14 protein-coding genes and 1 pseudogene are annotated in these 16,756 nt (G+C 58.2%); 7 read left to right on the top strand and 8 right to left on the bottom strand.

Going from position 1 to position 16,756, the window contains the following annotated elements; genetic code table 11:
- Nucleotides 1-257 precede the first annotated feature (257 nt).
- A pseudogene (locus QFZ88_RS18765) lies at nucleotides 258-1,252 on the top strand (IS630 family transposase).
- Between the two features lie 337 nt (nucleotides 1,253-1,589).
- Here the strand turns inward: QFZ88_RS18765 and QFZ88_RS18760 are convergent.
- From QFZ88_RS18760 to QFZ88_RS29575, 7 genes are all read right to left on the bottom strand, one after another.
- Entirely contained in the window at nucleotides 1,590-3,116 is a 1,527-nt protein-coding gene (locus QFZ88_RS18760; RefSeq protein ID WP_024925037.1) for a hypothetical protein, read from the bottom strand.
- A gap of 82 nt (nucleotides 3,117-3,198) precedes the next feature.
- Complete coding sequence (locus QFZ88_RS18755; RefSeq protein ID WP_275040864.1) at nucleotides 3,199-4,260, bottom strand: Gfo/Idh/MocA family protein; 1,062 nt, start codon at nucleotides 4,258-4,260, stop codon at nucleotides 3,199-3,201.
- A 36-nt stretch (nucleotides 4,261-4,296) separates the two neighbouring features.
- Nucleotides 4,297-5,742 carry a hypothetical protein gene (locus tag QFZ88_RS18750; protein ID WP_024927301.1) on the bottom strand — a complete coding sequence of 482 codons (1,446 nt, stop codon included), beginning with the start codon at nucleotides 5,740-5,742 and terminating at the stop codon, nucleotides 4,297-4,299.
- Nucleotides 5,743-7,020, bottom strand: a complete 1,278-nt coding sequence (locus QFZ88_RS18745; protein WP_244431339.1) for an oligosaccharide flippase family protein — start codon at nucleotides 7,018-7,020, stop codon at nucleotides 5,743-5,745. It lies immediately after the preceding gene.
- Nucleotides 7,021-7,117: 97 nt separating this feature from the next.
- On the bottom strand, nucleotides 7,118-9,094 hold the full coding sequence (locus QFZ88_RS18740) for an acyltransferase family protein (protein WP_161773100.1): 1,977 nt from the start codon (nucleotides 9,092-9,094) through the stop codon (nucleotides 7,118-7,120).
- A gap of 4 nt (nucleotides 9,095-9,098) precedes the next feature.
- The gene (locus tag QFZ88_RS18735; protein ID WP_024925042.1) at nucleotides 9,099-10,181 is read right to left on the bottom strand and encodes an ExsB family transcriptional regulator; all 1,083 of its coding nucleotides are present in this window, start codon (nucleotides 10,179-10,181) and stop codon (nucleotides 9,099-9,101) included.
- A gap of 272 nt (nucleotides 10,182-10,453) precedes the next feature.
- Nucleotides 10,454-10,612 carry a HisA/HisF-related TIM barrel protein gene (locus tag QFZ88_RS29575; RefSeq protein WP_081766918.1) on the bottom strand — a complete coding sequence of 53 codons (159 nt, stop codon included), beginning with the start codon at nucleotides 10,610-10,612 and terminating at the stop codon, nucleotides 10,454-10,456.
- Between the two features lie 93 nt (nucleotides 10,613-10,705).
- Here QFZ88_RS29575 and QFZ88_RS18730 point away from each other — a divergent pair, with 93 nt between their 5' ends.
- The gene (locus QFZ88_RS18730; protein WP_051512140.1) at nucleotides 10,706-11,155 is read left to right on the top strand and encodes a DUF3883 domain-containing protein; all 450 of its coding nucleotides are present in this window, start codon (nucleotides 10,706-10,708) and stop codon (nucleotides 11,153-11,155) included.
- 99 nt (nucleotides 11,156-11,254) lie between these two features.
- On the opposite strand, the gene QFZ88_RS18725 is transcribed toward QFZ88_RS18730, so the two are convergent.
- Entirely contained in the window at nucleotides 11,255-11,896 is a 642-nt protein-coding gene (locus QFZ88_RS18725; protein ID WP_024925044.1) for a dihydrofolate reductase family protein, read from the bottom strand.
- Nucleotides 11,897-12,028: 132 nt separating this feature from the next.
- Here QFZ88_RS18725 and QFZ88_RS18720 point away from each other — a divergent pair, with 132 nt between their 5' ends.
- The 5 genes from QFZ88_RS18720 (at nucleotide 12,029) to QFZ88_RS18700 (ending at nucleotide 16,266) form a co-directional block, all read left to right on the top strand.
- A complete protein-coding gene (locus tag QFZ88_RS18720) occupies nucleotides 12,029-12,361 on the top strand; it encodes an ArsR/SmtB family transcription factor (protein WP_024925045.1) in 333 nt (110 codons plus the stop codon).
- Nucleotides 12,362-12,850 (top strand): SRPBCC family protein, encoded by a 489-nt coding sequence (locus tag QFZ88_RS18715; protein WP_024925046.1) that lies wholly within the window; start codon nucleotides 12,362-12,364, stop codon nucleotides 12,848-12,850.
- Nucleotides 12,851-13,297: 447 nt separating this feature from the next.
- Nucleotides 13,298-13,894, top strand: a complete 597-nt coding sequence (locus QFZ88_RS18710; protein WP_065996643.1) for a TetR/AcrR family transcriptional regulator — start codon at nucleotides 13,298-13,300, stop codon at nucleotides 13,892-13,894.
- Nucleotides 13,895-13,924: 30 nt separating this feature from the next.
- A complete protein-coding gene (locus QFZ88_RS18705; RefSeq protein WP_024926759.1) occupies nucleotides 13,925-15,244 on the top strand; it encodes a nucleotide disphospho-sugar-binding domain-containing protein in 1,320 nt (439 codons plus the stop codon).
- A gap of 206 nt (nucleotides 15,245-15,450) precedes the next feature.
- Nucleotides 15,451-16,266, top strand: coding sequence for an arylamine N-acetyltransferase family protein (locus QFZ88_RS18700; protein WP_244431153.1), 816 nt, complete (start codon nucleotides 15,451-15,453; stop codon nucleotides 16,264-16,266).
- Nucleotides 16,267-16,756: the final 490 nt, after the last annotated feature.

Below are 16,756 nucleotides of genomic sequence, written 5' to 3'. Positions count from 1 at the left end.
GGTCGATCCTGGCAGTGACACCTCCCACAGCGGCGGCACGACGATCGAGACGCGAAGTCGTTCATCGGACGATCACCAGTTCAAAGTTCTCACGTTCACCTTCTCCAGCTATCTAGCGATTTCAATAGCTTATAGTATCTCAAATTCTGCATCCTTTTTGGCTATAGCTGTTCACGATTTGACAGGATCGAGGGAGATTCCGGATTTCTGTCAGCTTTATGATTCGAGACACAGGCTGGAGTGGGATCCAGCGTCTGATCACCCGATCTCTTTCCAATGCTCTTCGCGAACGGATTGTAGCGACGGTTTTGAGTGGCGAGTCGTCGATCAGCCGCCAAACAGTTCGGTATTGCGATTTCGACGGTAGTAAAGTTGTTGCAGCGCCATCGGATGGCCGGGTCGGTTGCGCCGGGCAAGGTGAGCGGACATCGTAAGAGAGCGCTGGAGCCGCACCGTGCTTTCATCAAGGCCCGTATGCGTGAGACGCCGCATCTGACGCTGTACAGTCCGAAGGATGAGTTGGCCGGTCGCTGAGTCAAGGCCTAGCACAACGCGTCCGCGGCTGTTCCTGCGCAGCGAAGACCTGAGCTTCAAAATACTCTGTTCGCCCTTGAGCCGGCGCGTGCCGATATTGCCCGCAGGGCCAACGATGGCGATCCCAGTAGGTCGATCCAGATCCGCAGCGACTGGTCTTCGTCGATGAGAACTGGGTCAAGGCCAACGTGGCTCGTCTGCGCGATTGGGGCCCGAGGGGCAAGTGGCAGCACACCTTTGCTGCACATGGCCACTGGCGCACGCTGACCTTCCTCGGTGCGCAGTGCTGGGATCAACTCACAGCACCTTGCGTCTTCGACGGACCAATCAACGACTAATGCTTTCGCGCTCATGGCGAGCAGCAGCTCATCACCGAGCTGAAGCCCAGCGACATCGTTGTCATGGACGATCTTGGAGGTCATAAACAGCGGCCATCAGGCGGTTGATCAAGGTTGCTGGCGCCAGACTTTGGTACCTGCCTCCCTACTCGTCAGACCTCAATCCAATCGAGCAGGCCTTCGCCAAGATCAACCACTGGATGCGCCAAACTCAGAAACGGACCGTCGAGGATACTTGGCGCCATATCGTTCAACTTGACGAAGCGATCGAGGCAACACAATGCGACAACTACTCCACAAGCGTAGGATATGAATCCGCCAAAACGCGAAAAGCTCGAGCCGGATCAAGCCGTCAAAATAGTGAAGTCGGCTCCAACTAGCCTAGCGAAACCAAGATGCCCTCAATTCGGCAGTAGCGTCTTGTCGTCAGCAGTTAGCGGCCGGACGCATGCCACCGGAGCACAAAGCCCCTTCCGGCCTGCGCCAAGCGATGCTTTCGCTGCCATCATAACCAGTCGGCTTCTTGGATTTTGCCGCATTTCCGACTATCGGCACTCGTCGCTTCAGCGGGACTGCTTGCCGGCAATCAACTTATTGAGCCAGATTTCGAGATTGCCGACGATGGCGGCAACAAGTGCATTTTTAGTGTCGAGGACATTGGTCTTGACCGCTTCGATCGGATGGAATTCGCACTATGAACCTACTTCAGCGCAGATATCACGAATTGCGGTTTTGGCGGCTCGTGATCGAAATCGTGTGGCCTTCCCGACCAATAGAGGTTAGCTGAACAACCCGGTTCTTCACCATGCCTGTCTGCACTCCCGAGACGAAACCGGAACTACCTCGTCCCAAAATCAGGATCGAGAGGGCAAATATGGCGTTGGTGGGATGGAAGACGCTGCCCCATGTCATCATAAGCCAGACGATTGCCGAGGTTGCCGAGACGGCCCAGATGTCATTCGCCTTGATGTGGCTGTAGCACCTTTCGACGATGAACCAGAAAAACGCCAGCGCCGGCAGACCATAGGTGGCAAGCAGGCGCGTGGGCAGGGAAACAGAGTCTGATCGTGCCTGCCCCACATTGAGTATGGAAGACGCCGCGTCTCTCGCCAGATTGCTACCCTGCCCCATCCAGAAAACACTCTTCAGGAACAGTTGCATATGTTGCTGCCAGATCCATGGACGGTAGAGTTGCCTGTAGATGTCGTCGACCGTGAGATGAGTCTGCCCGCGCAATAGAAGGCGCGATATCGGGCCAATATCCTGAAGGAAGTAAAGCGCGTAAGGCGCCAATACCGTTATGACGACGGCGCCGCCGACCAACAGCGCGGCAAATATCATGCGGAATCTGCTCCGACTCGGAAGTGCGCGAAGGTTAACTTGTGCGAGGCAAAAAAGGCAAAAGCCGATCAACGCCGAGCGTACGAAGGACAGGAAAAGAAAATAGCCACTGACCACGATGGAAACGAGCTTCAGGCCTCTCCAAGCCAGTGGGCTCAATGCCAGCATCATTGCAAACAGCGAGATCGTCCCCGATGCAGCAATGTTGGGGGTAACTGAAATGCGCCATGGGCCGTAGGTTGGCGCGGTTTCACCGGGCAGGATGCCCCAGCCATTCAGATTCAGCCCGTCACGGACTTGGTCTGGCTCGAATACTGGTGGCGGCTTGCGCGCGGGCTCATTCTCGGCGACTGGTGACGGCGCGGGGATGGTGTCCGGTGGCGCGTCAGCTGTATTCTGCGCGCTGTTGGGCGGGGCCTTGAATGCTTGAGCCTCACCTGCGAATTTAGTGTTGAGCCAGGTAACTTCGTTGATCGGCGGTTGGGTGTAAAATCGGACAACGCCGGCTGTGTAGAATGTCAGAAACACTGCCAGCAGTAGATTCAAGTTGACCTTTGCCTCCGAACGGAGAACCCACCCTGAAACCCATACGATGATGACAAGCGGAGGGATGACCGAATAGTCGCCGCCAATAATGGACCAGGCACACCCCAAAAAACCGAGTACCGCAAAGGGCCTGGCCAGGCCAAATACTAGGCTATCGAGAGTTTGCCGCAGACGAAGAAGAGGAAATACGATGGCGGGAGTCACGAGCAGCCAATAGGTCAGACCACTCCGGTTAACGATCTGATCTTGTCCAATGAACAGCGAGAAAAATAGCGAAAGTGCTATAAATATCGCGGTGTCGCCGCCGCCTTTAAACCATCTGGCAGCCGCCAAAATTCGAGTTTCTAGCGTATTCATCGCCCCACATGCTTCTGAATTGAATTCTAGATATCGCACGGCGGTCAGATATCACAAAATTGAGACGGTTACGTAATGCTATTCATGCCAATGGCAGAATTAGATCACGCGGCAACGTGTCTTTCTCAAGATCAATCGTTGCCCCATTGCGGCTATTGGACAGATGGGCGGCGATGAGTGTCCGCATTGTCTGCAAACCGTTCTCGCCAGTGGGGTAATTCACACCGGCTAACAGCGCTTTGACAACAGCTAGCGTAGGAGCCACTGCATCCGCCGGAGTGATGGACTGCACCACCTTGGTGCTCGGCATGCCGTAGCGTGTGGTGGGGAGATCGCGATATTCAGCCTCTCGGGCCACGTATTCGAGACTGCCATCAAGTTCATCGACGCTGATCCGCCCATAACGGCAATTATAGGTCACGTGCAGTCCGAGGCCTTGGTCTCCTGAACAGTCCATGAAGAACCTTTTGCCGGACGGGGTCTGCAGGCGAACGGAGCCCGAGGCATCCTTGAACTGCGCTCCGCGGGGGTTGGGCACGTCGACATCGCCAAACCACGCATTCACAAACGCCGGATTTTCGTCCGTCATCAGACGGAACATCTCGAAATAGTGGGTCCCGTTCATGGCGACGCCAAAATTTCCGGCGCTCACAACAACGCTACCCAGCCCGCCAAGCTCAGGGGAGGCCGCCATCCGCATGGGGATCGTATATTGTTCCATGAAGCGCATCTGGTGATTGATCGCCAGATCGACACCGGCTGCCTTGCAGACGCTGATCATGTTCTCGCATTCGGCGAGACTGGTCGCCATCGGCTTCTCGCATAGAATTTTGCGCGCGCCATTGGCCGCGGCAGTGACGACGAGGTCATGGTGACTAGGGGCCGTCGTGGCGATGACGACCAGTTCAGGCCGCACCTGCTTCAGCATGTCGATGGCCGACAAGTAGCGATGTTTTTCCTCGACGCCGTATTCCTGGCCGACCTTGTTGCAAGTCTCGCGATTGATATCGCTGATCGCTCCCAGAGGCAGTTCGACCTCCCTGAGAACCGACGCGTGTCGCACGCCCATACGTCCAAGTCCAATCAGAGCTGTTCTCAAGGTGTGCAATCCATTGTCAGTGTTCGATGGGTGTTCAGGAGGCACCGGCTGACGACTAAGCCAGTCCCACCTAGTGGTCGATCAGCTTGGCGCTTCCCCAGATCTCGCAGAACTCGGAACGGGGAGATTTTTCAGAAGTCTGGAAAATTGACCGCCAAAATCCGGTTCGAAGAAATAGCGCGACGTGGTTTGCGGCACTACCCCAAACTCGCGCCGAGCGACGATTCGCGCAAGGTCGGATGGCGTCTCGATCAACATGGCGCCCTCCGCCTTCGACACTTCAACCACTGATTCGTAGGTCTCAAGCTGCAATATCCCTGTCGGCGTTCCTAGGCCAAGCGCATCGAAGTGACAGGCCGAAGAAATGCTAACATGGAAATCCGCGCTGGCGATCAGGCTATGGGTGCTGACCGACGATGTTCCGGACTGGATATGGACTCGGTTATCCGCGCAAAAGGCGCTCTCATAGAACATCGTGTCGGCATCGTAAGCGGGGTGCAATCTTACGATCAACTCGAAGTCGGCTGGGCATTCGCGCAGAAATTGGGCGATGAAATCTCGCAGTGCCTGACGCCCGATCCCCTGAGTAGTCAGTGCGATACGCGGAACTTTGTTAGGGAATTTGTTCACTGCGAGCGCGCGAAAGCCCGAAAGCAATGGCGCCCCAACCAGTTCGATACGCCCGTTGACCGCGAGCCAGGTGTCCTTCAGCTGCTCCGCCGCAAAGGCGCCATAGACTGCGAGTTTCGACGGCAATAGCAGTCCCCTGACTTCCTCCGGGGATAGGTCGGAGGGCAGAGCGTTCGGATGAGCTCCACTGAAAACCCCATGCTGCATTTCGACGAAGGAAATTCCCCTGAGCTCGGCAGCGCGGATCAAAGCGAACTGTCCGTTATCTGGACACATTACCGCGCGTGCACCAAACCTTGCCAGAACGATGCGGTAGAGCGTGACCCGCCAAACGAAGACATTGTACAGCCGCGAGAGCACGTGCGGGGAGTAGTGTTCCAGCCCGAGCTCGTTCCGGATCGCTTCGGACAGCTGGTCGAAAGCGGCGTGGCTGCGAACTCTGGGCAGGATGCGCCCGAGTATGGCGCTCAGGGCGATGACGCTGGTATCGTCAAAAGCCGGAGGTGTCGCTGCGTTGTCGACATTGGCCTCGTAACCGGGCGCATCGCAGGACGACATCGTCGAAAAGCGCGAAACAGCGGATCTTAGCTCTTCAAAGTAGACGTCTTCGAAACCGTTTTTCCCCTGCCTGCGGAAGGCGGAATCAAATGTCTTCCCGACATACTCGGCCTTCGGTAGCCATAGGAACTGCCACAAGCCCTTCAATATCCCCGCAACGAGGCGCTGACGTCCGATGCCCGCCCGCTCTAGATTGAGGGCCTGCAATCGCATCGAAACCTCGAACCGAACCAGTTGCCAGAGCGGGATACCGTGAACGCGCTTTTCAAAGGCCTGCGTTCGCTTTTCGAATGCCCTTATGGAGGCGGCGACCTGCATCTCTGTTGGATTGGCTGACATTTAGTCGGTCGTCCTGACCCTTGTGGGAAACAGGGCAGCGAACCAGGGCAAGGGCCGCAGATGCTGCGCGAAGAGAAGGGCTCCAGTAAACATCGTCGCCTGCGCGATCAACTGCGCCACGGCAGCACCGACCAGGCCAAATATGTGCAGGAACAGATAAGACAGGACAGCGCCCAATATTCCGCAACTGATCGTTATGACCGATAGGAATGCTGTCTTTTCTTGATAGAAAATGACATTGGCGACAATCAGGTACATGCCGGCAAAGGCTTGGGCGATCGCGGTTATCCAGATCAATTTGGCGGCCCCACCAAACGCCGGACCAACCACAAGCGGCAATGCCCAGATGGAACCGATGCCGACCGCTATCGCCGAGCACATCAGAAACAGGAAATAGAGCAATGTGTAGCGGGTGATACGGATGTCCTTGGCGGGATCAGCCATCTTGAGGGTTTCGATGAGCCAGGGCGAAATGGCGCGATTGCAGGCATCGGCAATCAGGTAAATTCCCAGACTGATCTGCACCGCGACCAAATAGACGCCTGTCTGGGATATACCGATCACATTGGCGATGAAAATACGATCCACTGACGTCAGCAGCATACCGCCGACGACATGGGGTACCAGTGGCACGCCAAACTTGAGCAGCCCGGCAATGTATTTCCGATCCGGTTCAAGTTTGACCCAGCCGCCGACCGCGAGGGAAACGCTAGCCACGATTCCCAACAGCACAATGGCGGCCGACTGGCCAATCAGTCTGCCTTCCCACGCCAAGGCCAAACCGAGCACCAGAACGATCGACAATCCGGCATCAACCAGGGCTTGGGAAATACGAAAGGTGGCGAAGGAGCCCGCTTGTTTCGCCGACTGATACACCGACAAGCGAATAAGTAGGACGAATTGGAGGGCGGAAACTCCTACACCGATCAACAGCCATTTGCGGGGTAATTGAGTGAGCTCTTCAAGTGGACCCGCCGCCAACAGGACGATGGCGAACACACATGTACTCGTCACGAACAGCAAGATCATCGCATTCCCGATATATCGAGGATAGTCGATCTCCGTACGGTCGAAATATCGCATCCCGACCGCACCATGAGCCGACAGGCCCGTCAGGGCACCGAAAGCGGTGATAACGAGGGCATACATGGCCACCAGGCCGTAGTCGGCGGCCGTCAATACGCGCGTCAGGATCGGTAGCAGCAGCAGGGGAATAGCCGCCGCAAGGATGTTTGTTCCCGAGAACAAGGCGACGGATTTGACCACTTGATGGCGCACGGTTTTCAACGAACTCTATAATTGACCAAGGGTGGCGACTGACACCCGATACCACGACAATCACAGCACACGTAGCCCAAGACGTTCAATTGGCTTCCTACTTGCTCAACAGTCCCAGCGATGTCAGTTGCCTGCCCATCGCCTCGACCAGAAATCGGCCACCCTTGCGGCTTAGGTGGTCCGTATCGGTGTATAACAATTCGCCGTCTGATGCGGTGCGGCAACGGTTGTTCTTGGGGTCGCAAAACGTCTGGTCCGGATAGACAACTGTCAGTCCCGGGCGCCCCGAAAGCGTATCCAATACCTTGAACAGTCCCCGATGGCGCTCGAAGTATCGTGTGCGACTTGTGGTTATGGGTATGGAACCACGGGCGGCCAAGCGCGCCGCGACACGCGGCACATGCCAGCCAACTTCGGGAACCGGTGCGATGTATATTACCCGTATTCCACGATCGAGAAGGCCGGTGATGGTGCCTGTGAACAACGCCTCGACCTCTGCGATGCGTGTCGGTTCACCTAGGTCTTTCTGGCCCACCGGACGCACTGGGAAAGGCTTGCCGGGCTCGACACCTCCTTCGCCGTTGTCGAATCTCGTCCCTTGGATATAGGCAGTTGTCCGATCCTGTATAATCACGGTCTCAATGTGATCTTTCAGGAGGGTTTCCATGACGTCTTTGGCGAAGCTGGCACATGCTTCATTGGTGTACACTGGCTCTATTCCGACGATGAACGGGCACCCTGGATAGGTCAGCACTTCTCCGGCCAAACCGTTGCGTGCCAACAGTTCCGACACTGAGTCGGACAAGGTCTCGGCATGACTGTCACCCAGCAAGGCCCAGGTGATCGGCGCCGCGGGATCGCCGATGCGGCAGGGTTTGGATACGGTGCTCGTCTTGCAATTCTGTCCTTCGAGCACGGTCGTGCCACGTTGTGCGGAGGCCGCCAGGAGTTTCAACTGTTCCGAATTATACCGTTGCGGCACGCCATGCAGTGCCATTAGGCACAGCGACGTCACGATCAGCGCCACGCTGACCGGCAGCGATAGACGCCACGTCTGCCCAAGCGACATGCCCTGGCGGATGGGGCGTTCGACAAAAAACCATGTCGCGGCGGCGAGAATTATGCACAGCACGACGAGGGACAGACGCGATGCGAGATCAAGATCGGAGAGGAAATAACTACCGGCGAAAGCCAGGACGGGCTGGTGCCAGAGATATAGCGGATACGAAATGAGCCCGAGAAAAACCGCCGGTGGCCATGCCAGCACTCGCGTAGGCCAAGCCTGCTGCCGGGCCGTGCCGAGGACGAGCATGGCACCCAGAACACTGGCCAGGTTGGCCGTATAGTTGCCGCCGAGAATAAATGCCAGGCCGATCAGGACGAGTCCGATCGGGGGCAGAATATCAGTCCATCTCGGCAGATCGAGGCCGTCCCGCCGCCGCTCGTGCCAGAGGCCGACCAGCGCACCAGCCAGCAGTTCCCAGGCGCGAAAGACCGACAGGTAAAACACCTCGGGGCTGGCCGCTGGCAACCTCAAAGCCGCGGCCAGTGACGCTATCATCAGGACGGGGACGGCAAGTGCGAACCATTTTGGCCGCCCGGCCAGAAGGAGCAGCAAGGCAGGATAGAAGAGATAGAACTGCTCCTCGACCGACAGCGACCAGAGATGGATCAGCGGCGTGAGCGACGCGGCTTCCGACCAATAATCCGTGGTGAGGTAGAAGTAGATGTTTGAGACGAAGGCGATACCGGCAATCGCGGATCGGGCAAGCTTGATGAGAGCTTCGGGCGGCAGGACATAGAGGCCGAGTGCCAGTGAACTGGCACAGACCAGATAGAGCGCTGGAAGCAAGCGGCGGACGCGCCGGAAATAGAAGTCCGGCAGGGCGCCGAGGCTGAGGTCCTTGAGCAATATCCGCGTGATCAGATAGCCAGATATGACGAAGAAGACGTCGACGCCGAGATATCCTCCACGCAACCAGATTTTTCCAGCGGTGGCGAGTTCAAAGTGAAATGCCACGACTCCCAATACAGAAATAGCGCGCAGGCCGTCGATTTCAGGACGATAGCGCACGCAGTTAGCCGATCCGAGGACGAATCGTGTTCGCCAGCCGCCTGGCCGGCTCGGATAGACTATGGTTGGTCTTGTAACCCCCGAAGGTCTTGTTAGGGGAGGCAATGATACCTTCCATCTCCTCGGGTTTCAGTCCCGGCTTCTTGGTCACATAGTCGTAGTCTTCCTCGATGAGGTTTTTCGGATGGGCCGCCCCCTGCATCGCGCTCAGCGCCTCGTCATCCGTCATCTGCCCCCAAAGCACGAGATTAGAGTAATATTCCTTGCGCTTGTCGAGTTTGAACTTATTTTGCAAATAGAGTGACTGATAGAATCGTGTATAGATCGGATAGTAGTTCTTGATTCTATAATAGACTCGGGTCGGTCCATTCCGGAGTATATCCATCGTTGCCTTCTTATTGCAGTCTATGAGGTTCAAAATGGATGGGATCTTTATCTTTCGGTCTAAAATGCAGTAAGTTAGACCGATCGGTGAGAAATGCGGATAGCTCTTGGAGCCCAAACAGCCGAAGCGCTTGTACACATTCCTGATGTAAATCCAGCCAAAATAGCCGTAGCCCCATTTCTCCAGCAGGATTGCCTCGGTCACCGAGTTCGTGTCCGTGATGTCATGCCGCAAGCCGTGCTTGGCCGCCTGCGTATAGAGCAACGCGAAAATCGCAAGGTCGGTCGGAATTTCCCCATCGGGCGTGGCGGCTTTGAGGCAAGATAGCTGAAGATCACGAAATTCAATCCAGTCGATGACGTGGGTGCGCAAATCTATGCTCAGCTTCTCCAGCGTCTTCTGGATATTAGCCACCGTGAGTTCGAAATTCCACCCATTGTCGAGATGGATCGCAAAGGGGCGCAGGCCGAGTTTATTGACGATATGGGCGACATGGGTGGTGTCGATGCCACCACTGACGCCGATCACACAATCAAAGGGCTTCCCTTCGCCGACGGCCTTGATCTCGGTCACCAGCGACGCGAACTTCCTGCTCCGCCCTTCAAGCGGCGCGAGGCGCTGTCCGGCTACCCGGTTGTAACGATGGCGGTGGCTGCACACTCCACCGACATCGAAAACGATGTCGGGATCGGTCGTGTCCATGATGCAGCGCGTGCAGGTCCGATATGGCATAGAATTCACAGTGCCCGTTCCCCAGCGCCGCCCCTTTTTGACGATCTTTCACGGTCCCGGGCTCGTAGCGAACGCGATCCAGCTCGAAAGTTGCAGCAGCTGTCCTGATAGCGCGCGCCGTCCTTCAAGCATAGAGTCACCGACGTGTTCGCATCAGATTACCACTTTGAGGTCCGCTTATGACGAATGGGTGATCAAAACGGCACGATGTTGGTCATGGAACATGAACATCGCTCCCGCGTCTACGGCATCAGCACATGGACAACGGCGGAGCCGAAATCGGTCAGCTTGCCTGCCCCACGATTAGCGATCAATGGAATGCTGACGCTGCGCCCGATGTCCTGGATCAGGTTCAGATCGTAACCCTTCATAGTTCCTCCGCACTCGATCAAAGTCGACATGATCTCGCCGCACCCCTGTCCAGCGCATTGCTCGCCTCGGTGGCCGGATTGTGCCTGGTGCCATTGGTGCCCGAATGGCTGCGCGCCTCATATATGCCGAACAGGGTCTCCTTGACGTCGATGGGCCCCACCACCGCGCGACGAGATCGAGCAGATGACTGCTATCGCGCGCTGGGTCGCGCCAGCGAGGAGCGCAACCTCACCCACGAGCGTGCCAGTCTGCCCACCGCCGGCCAGACCGATCTCGCCGAGCGCATCCACTGGGTGTCGCATGTCGATGGTAATGGCGCCTGCTATGACATTCTGAACTTCGATACGGATGGCAGCGATCGGCTGGTCGAGGTGAAGACGACCAATGGATGGGAGCGCGCACCGTTTCACGTCACGCACAGTGAACTGGCGGTTGCCGAGGACCGACGCAGCGATTCGCGATTAGTGCGATTATGGAATTTCGCAAGGGAGCCGCGAGTATTGGAACTGCGGCTACCGTTGGAGGCACATGTTTCGCTGACGGCCGCCAGCTATCAAGCGAGTCTCCTATAGGGGCCGGAACCAGATTGCCGGCACCTGTGCCGACTATTCGAAATAGCCGACATCGGGTCCCTCCGGGCAGTCCATGATCGCGCTGTTCATGTGCTAGGGTTAACGTCGGAATGTCAGGTGGATGACACCGCTCTCCGCTGTTTCCGACGCCACCGTGTAGCCGGATTCCAGCCCACGCAGGTTGTCCCAGAGGCGGATGCCGCGTCCGAGCAGGATCGGGACGATGGCGACATGGAGGCGGTCGACGAGCCCCGCCTTGAGGAAATCGCGGACGGTGCTGGCGCCGCCGCCGACCCGCACATCCTTGCCGCCCGCGACGGCGACGGCCTGCCGCAGCGCTTCGGCCGGCGTGGTCTCGATGAAATGGAATGTCGTGCCGCCAGCCATTTCGATCGAGGGCCGCTTTCTGTGGGTCAGCACGAAGACCGGGCAGTGGAATGGTGGCTCGTCGCCCCACCAGCCCTTCCAGGTCGGATCGTTGGGGAAATTGTGCAGCCCGAACATGCCGGCGCCCATGATCTCCGCACCGATATTGTCGAAATACGCGCGGGCATACTGGTCGTCGATGCCGGTTGTGCCTTGACCGCTGGTGTCCTTGAACAGGCGCTCGCGGAAAGTCCTTGTCGCGATATAGGCGCCGACGAGGCGCATCCAGTCCTCGCCCATCGGCTGCTCGGGCGTCTGGTCCGTCGTTGTCGCGAAACCGTCGAGCGAGATGTTGAGATCGACACGAACTGCCACGGGGGCCTCCTTGCGTGTACTTGCCCGGTGCGGGCTTGATACTAAGGTATGTACCTTTATGTCGAAACGCAAACACTAAGGCAAGTACCTTTTTGTCGTTGACCGATGGCTCCGACCATCTTACGCATACACATGCCTTACCATTCGACCCCTCTCGACCTTGCCTTTCACGCGCTCAGCGACCCGACCCGCCGCGCGGTGGTGTCGCGGCTGGCCGAGGGCGAGGTGCCGGTCAGCATTCTGGCCGAACCGTTCGACATGGCGCTGCCCTCCTTCGCCCAGCATCTCAGGGTGCTGGAGGAGTGCGGGCTGATCGCCAGCGAGAAGCGCGGGCGCAGCCGCTGGTGCCGGCTGGTGAAGGCGCGCTTCGACGAGGCGGCGAACTGGATGGAAGCGGAGCGCCGGAACTGGGCCATGCGGCTGGAGCGGCTGGAAGTCTACCTGGACACGACGGACGAGGGATGAATGAAAGACGTGGCAAGCCCGTTCGAGAGCTGGTCGCTCGATCGCGAGATCGTACTGGTCAAGCTGCTGAACCACCCGCGCAGCAAAGTGTTTGCCGCCTGGATGAGGCCTGAGGCGCTCGCCCAATGGTTTGGCCCGACCGCCGTCAAGATCGAGAGCCACGAAGCCGATATCCGCGAAGGCGGGATCTGGCGTTTCGACATGGTGGGCACATTCGAGGGCAAGCAGCAGCGCTTCCCCAATCTCATGCGCTTTCTGGAAATCGTGCCGAACGAGCGGATCGTGATGGATCATGGCACGCCCGACCCCGACGACCCCAACCGGTTCCGCGTCACGGTGACCTTCGACGAACAGGCCGACGGCAAGACGGTGCTGACCATGCGCCAGCTCCACCCCAGCCGCGAACGGCGTCAGGTGGTCATCGGCTTCGGCGCGGTGGAATACGGGCTGCAGACGCTGGACGGCCTCGCAGCCTGGCTGGATGGGTGAGCCATTGGCGACCCCGATGGTCGGCACTCATTGAGGGCGCACATCCAGCGAAGAGGTTAACCCGTCTGGATCTCTGGCCAATGCAGCCTAAGTGGTAGCTGCAAACACCGATTCCGAGACGATCTCGCGCCCAATATCACCGCCACGCATGTGGCTTTGTCGCTGATCAGCGCGGTCAGATTGCAATCTACGATCCCACACGCACCGCTTGTTCCGAACAGCCCCACACCTGTCCGTCCCGTTGTCCTGCAAATACCGAGCAAGCCCTTTCCGCCTCGATGCTCCCGCCCGCGATGCCATCAACGGGCCACGCAACGTTGCAGGAGCGGTCTTTCCAGCAAGCACGCCGACTACTACCTAACAGTGCAACGCCGCGAGCGGCCAACCCGTATTGACGTCTCCTTAATTTCGCGTTACACAACGTAACATCAAATAAGGGGCGACTTGATGTCTCCGCGAGCCTATCGTCAATCAGCGCGCGCCGAAGCGGTCCAGGATACCGAGCAGCAGATTGTCGAGGCCTTGACCGCGCTCCTCGCAGAGCGCTGGTTCGACGAGATCACTCTCGACGACATCGCCGCAACGGCCGGCACCACTCGCCAAACCGTGATACGGCGTTTCGGCAGCAAGACCGGCGTGCTCAGCGCCATGGCGGCACAGATGGACGTCTCGATCCAAGACCAACGCTGGAGCACTCCGGCCCAAAGCGTGGCGGATATCGTCACCCTCCTGATGGACGACTACGAGCGCACCGGCGACATCATCGTGCGAACGCTGAGCCAGGAAGTGCGCATTCCCGAATTCGCTGCCGTCCTCGATCGTGGACGCAGGGGTCATCGCGAATGGATCGAGGACATGTTCAAGGCCTGGCTCGATAAACTCGACGCCCAGGCTCGCGGAGATAGGCTCGCGCAGTTGCTGGTCCAGACCGATGTTTGGGTCTGGCATCTGCTGCGCCGGGCGCAAGGACATTCGGCCGCAGAGACACACCGCCTCATGACGCAGGCGATTGAGCGTCTGCTGCGTGAGGACAAGACAAACTGATCCGGTCTCTTTCGAGAAAGGACCAAGGCAATGATGAACGCGACAGATGCGAGGTCCAACCTGCGCATCTTGGCGGTCTGCTGGGAAGGCGGCGGCAACGTGCCGCCGACACTCGGAGCTGTACGCGCGCTCGCCGGCCGGGGGCACAACGTCCGTCTGATTGCCGACGACACGATGCGAGCGGAGGTGATCGACGCAGGCGCCCGGTTCCTGCCATGGAAGCGCGCGCCGAACCGTTCTGATCGCTCACCCGAAAGCTGTTATGTGCGTGATTGGGAAACCTCCGATCCGTTGGCCGGCTTCCAAAGAGCATGCGAAAGGGTATTCGTCGGACCGGCGCAATTCCACGCCGAGGATATTCTCGAAGCATTGGCAACAGAGCCGGCCGATATCCTTCTCGGCGCGGATATGCTGTTCGGCAGCATGCTCGCGGGTGAAATCGCGAAAGTTCCGACGGCTCTGCTCGCGAGCAACATCTCGCTCTGGCCTCTTCCGGGACATCCGCCGTTCGGTCCAGGCTTTCAGCCTGCCCGGTCGGTTGCGGACAGAACACGCGATGCCGAGGTTTCAGCGACGGCCGAGCGGCAATGGGACGGCTTCCTGCCTTGCCTCAACGCGACGCGTGCTCATTTCGGGCTTGCGCCGCTGTTCCATGTCCGCGAACAGCCCTTGAGCGCTGGTCGCCATCTTCTTGCTACCAGCAGAAGCTTCGATTTTCCCACCGAACACCTGCCGGACCATGTACGCTATGTGGGGCCGCTGCTGGAGATGCCGAGCTGGGCCCACGAACGCTGGACGAGCCTGCCTGCGCGCGAGATGCGGCCCCTCGTGCTCGTTTCGTTCAGCACCACCAATCAGGGGCAGGCGGACGTACTCCAGCGGGCGATATCCGGTTTGGCCGGAGAGCCGGTCGACGTGGTCGTCACCCTCGGCAAGGCCCTCGAGGGGCTTCGTCTTCGATCGCCTGCGAACGCTACTATTCTTCCCAATGCAGCGCATGACGAAATCCTGACCAAAGCCAGCGTCGTCGTTACTCACGGCGGGCACGGCACGGTCTTGCGATCACTGAGCCACGGCGTTCCCCTCGTTGTTCTCCCGATGGGACGTGATCAGAACGACAATGCCGCGCGTGTGGACTATCACGGTGTGGGCCTGCGCCTCGATCCTTCGGCATCCCCGCAAATGCTTGGCGAGGCCGTGCGGCGCATCCTTTCAGAATCGAGCTTTTCCGAGCGGGCGTCGGCCCTTAGGCGCGCTATCGCCGAGGAAGGCCCGGGGCCTGCACGGCTTGTCGCGGAAATCGAGGACTTCGTCTTGAGATATTCACAAGGAGCCCTGTCGGCCGCGTGATCGGCCTCAGCATTTGCAAGCAGGAACACCGACCGGACTAACTCAAAACCCGTTTTCCCTACCGACGCCGTTGCCTTCCGCACTGGCGAACGGGGAGCTGTTGTCAATTCGCCCGACGGAGCCCCGAAAAACGGCATCGGAATCTCGAAAACGGTTCGATCAAAGGAACCCGAAGGATGACGTACGTCTCTCCAAGCGAAAATGGAATGATCCTGACATCCAGCCAATTGGATACCTATCTCGCCAAGATCGGGGTTGACCGGCCGGCGTCTCTCGACATCGAAAGTCTGTCGAGACTTCACCGCGCCCATCTGATGGCCTTCACCTGGGAGGCAATGGATGCCTTCATGGGATGGCCGTGCACGATCGCACCGGCTGCCGCCTTCGCCAAAATGGTTGAGGGCAAGCGCGGTGGCTGGTGCTACGAGATGAACGGTTTGTTCGGCGCGGCACTCGCCGCGCTCGGTTTCACTGTCACCCGTCTTTGCAGCGGCGTCGATCGCGAAATCATGGGCGACCTCGTCATCGGCAATCATCTGGCCCTGCGCGTCGATCTCGACCGGCCGTATATTGCGGACGTCGGCCTGGGCGACGCCATAGTCGAACCTGTGCCGCTTGCCGTTGGACCGATCAGCCAACGCGGTTTCGAATTTTCGATCGCGCCGGCGAACGACGGCTGGCTGCGCTTCAAGAACCATGCGCGCGGCATGGCGCACAGCTTCGATTTCCGGCCCGATTACAGCGACGAGGCCGCCATGGCCGCGACGCTTGGCTGGCTGACGCAAGATCCCGGCTCGCCGTTCACAAACGCGCTGGCGCTCATTCTGCATACTGCGGATGGCTATGTCGCCCTGAAGAACGATTGCCTGCGCAGCGTGACGGCAGACAGCGTCAGCGAACAGTCCATCACGAGCGCGGATCATCTCGCCGATACGTTCAAGACGGTTTTCAACATCGAGGTTCCCGAGTCTGGACGCGTCTGGGAAAAAATCCAGGCCGTCGGCCGCGAGATGGCGATCTGAACTCAAAATAATCGTCCGTGCGAACTTCAACTGGAAGTTTTGACGTCTTCCAGCAGGAGAAGCTCCAACAAAGCTGGCTCCGGTACAAGAAGCCGCTTTGCTTCGCTCGGCGGGCCCACAAATCGAAGGAGCGAGTTTCAAGAGGGAAGCCAAGCCGCTCAACGAGAGTGAGGAACAGACGAAATGACAGCGGCGCAGCAGCGCAAATCGCCGCCGAACCTACGCTGTTGCCGCTGTTATGCCCGTCATTCCCATTCGATTATTTAGATATCCTATAAGGCACTGAAATCATTGTCAAATATTTCTCGATATGCTTCCAATTCCGACATAAAAGCCGTCAAAAAATCACGCTATTGATTTTAAAGAGAAAATTGTCACAAAAAAATTTTTGAGGTTTCAGCAACTATCGGTGCCAATCGGCTGATTTTCGCTCTGACGGTGTTCGGTCGCACAATCGACTCGATCGCAAAAAGTACCGTCAGTTCAATCT

It is taken from the genome of Mesorhizobium sp. YL-MeA3-2017 (assembly GCF_030814575.1).
Taxonomy (GTDB): Bacteria; Pseudomonadota; Alphaproteobacteria; order Rhizobiales; family Rhizobiaceae; genus Mesorhizobium; species Mesorhizobium terrae.
Note: the sequence above shows the minus strand (reverse complement) of the source record. Positions and strands in the feature narration are given on the sequence as shown.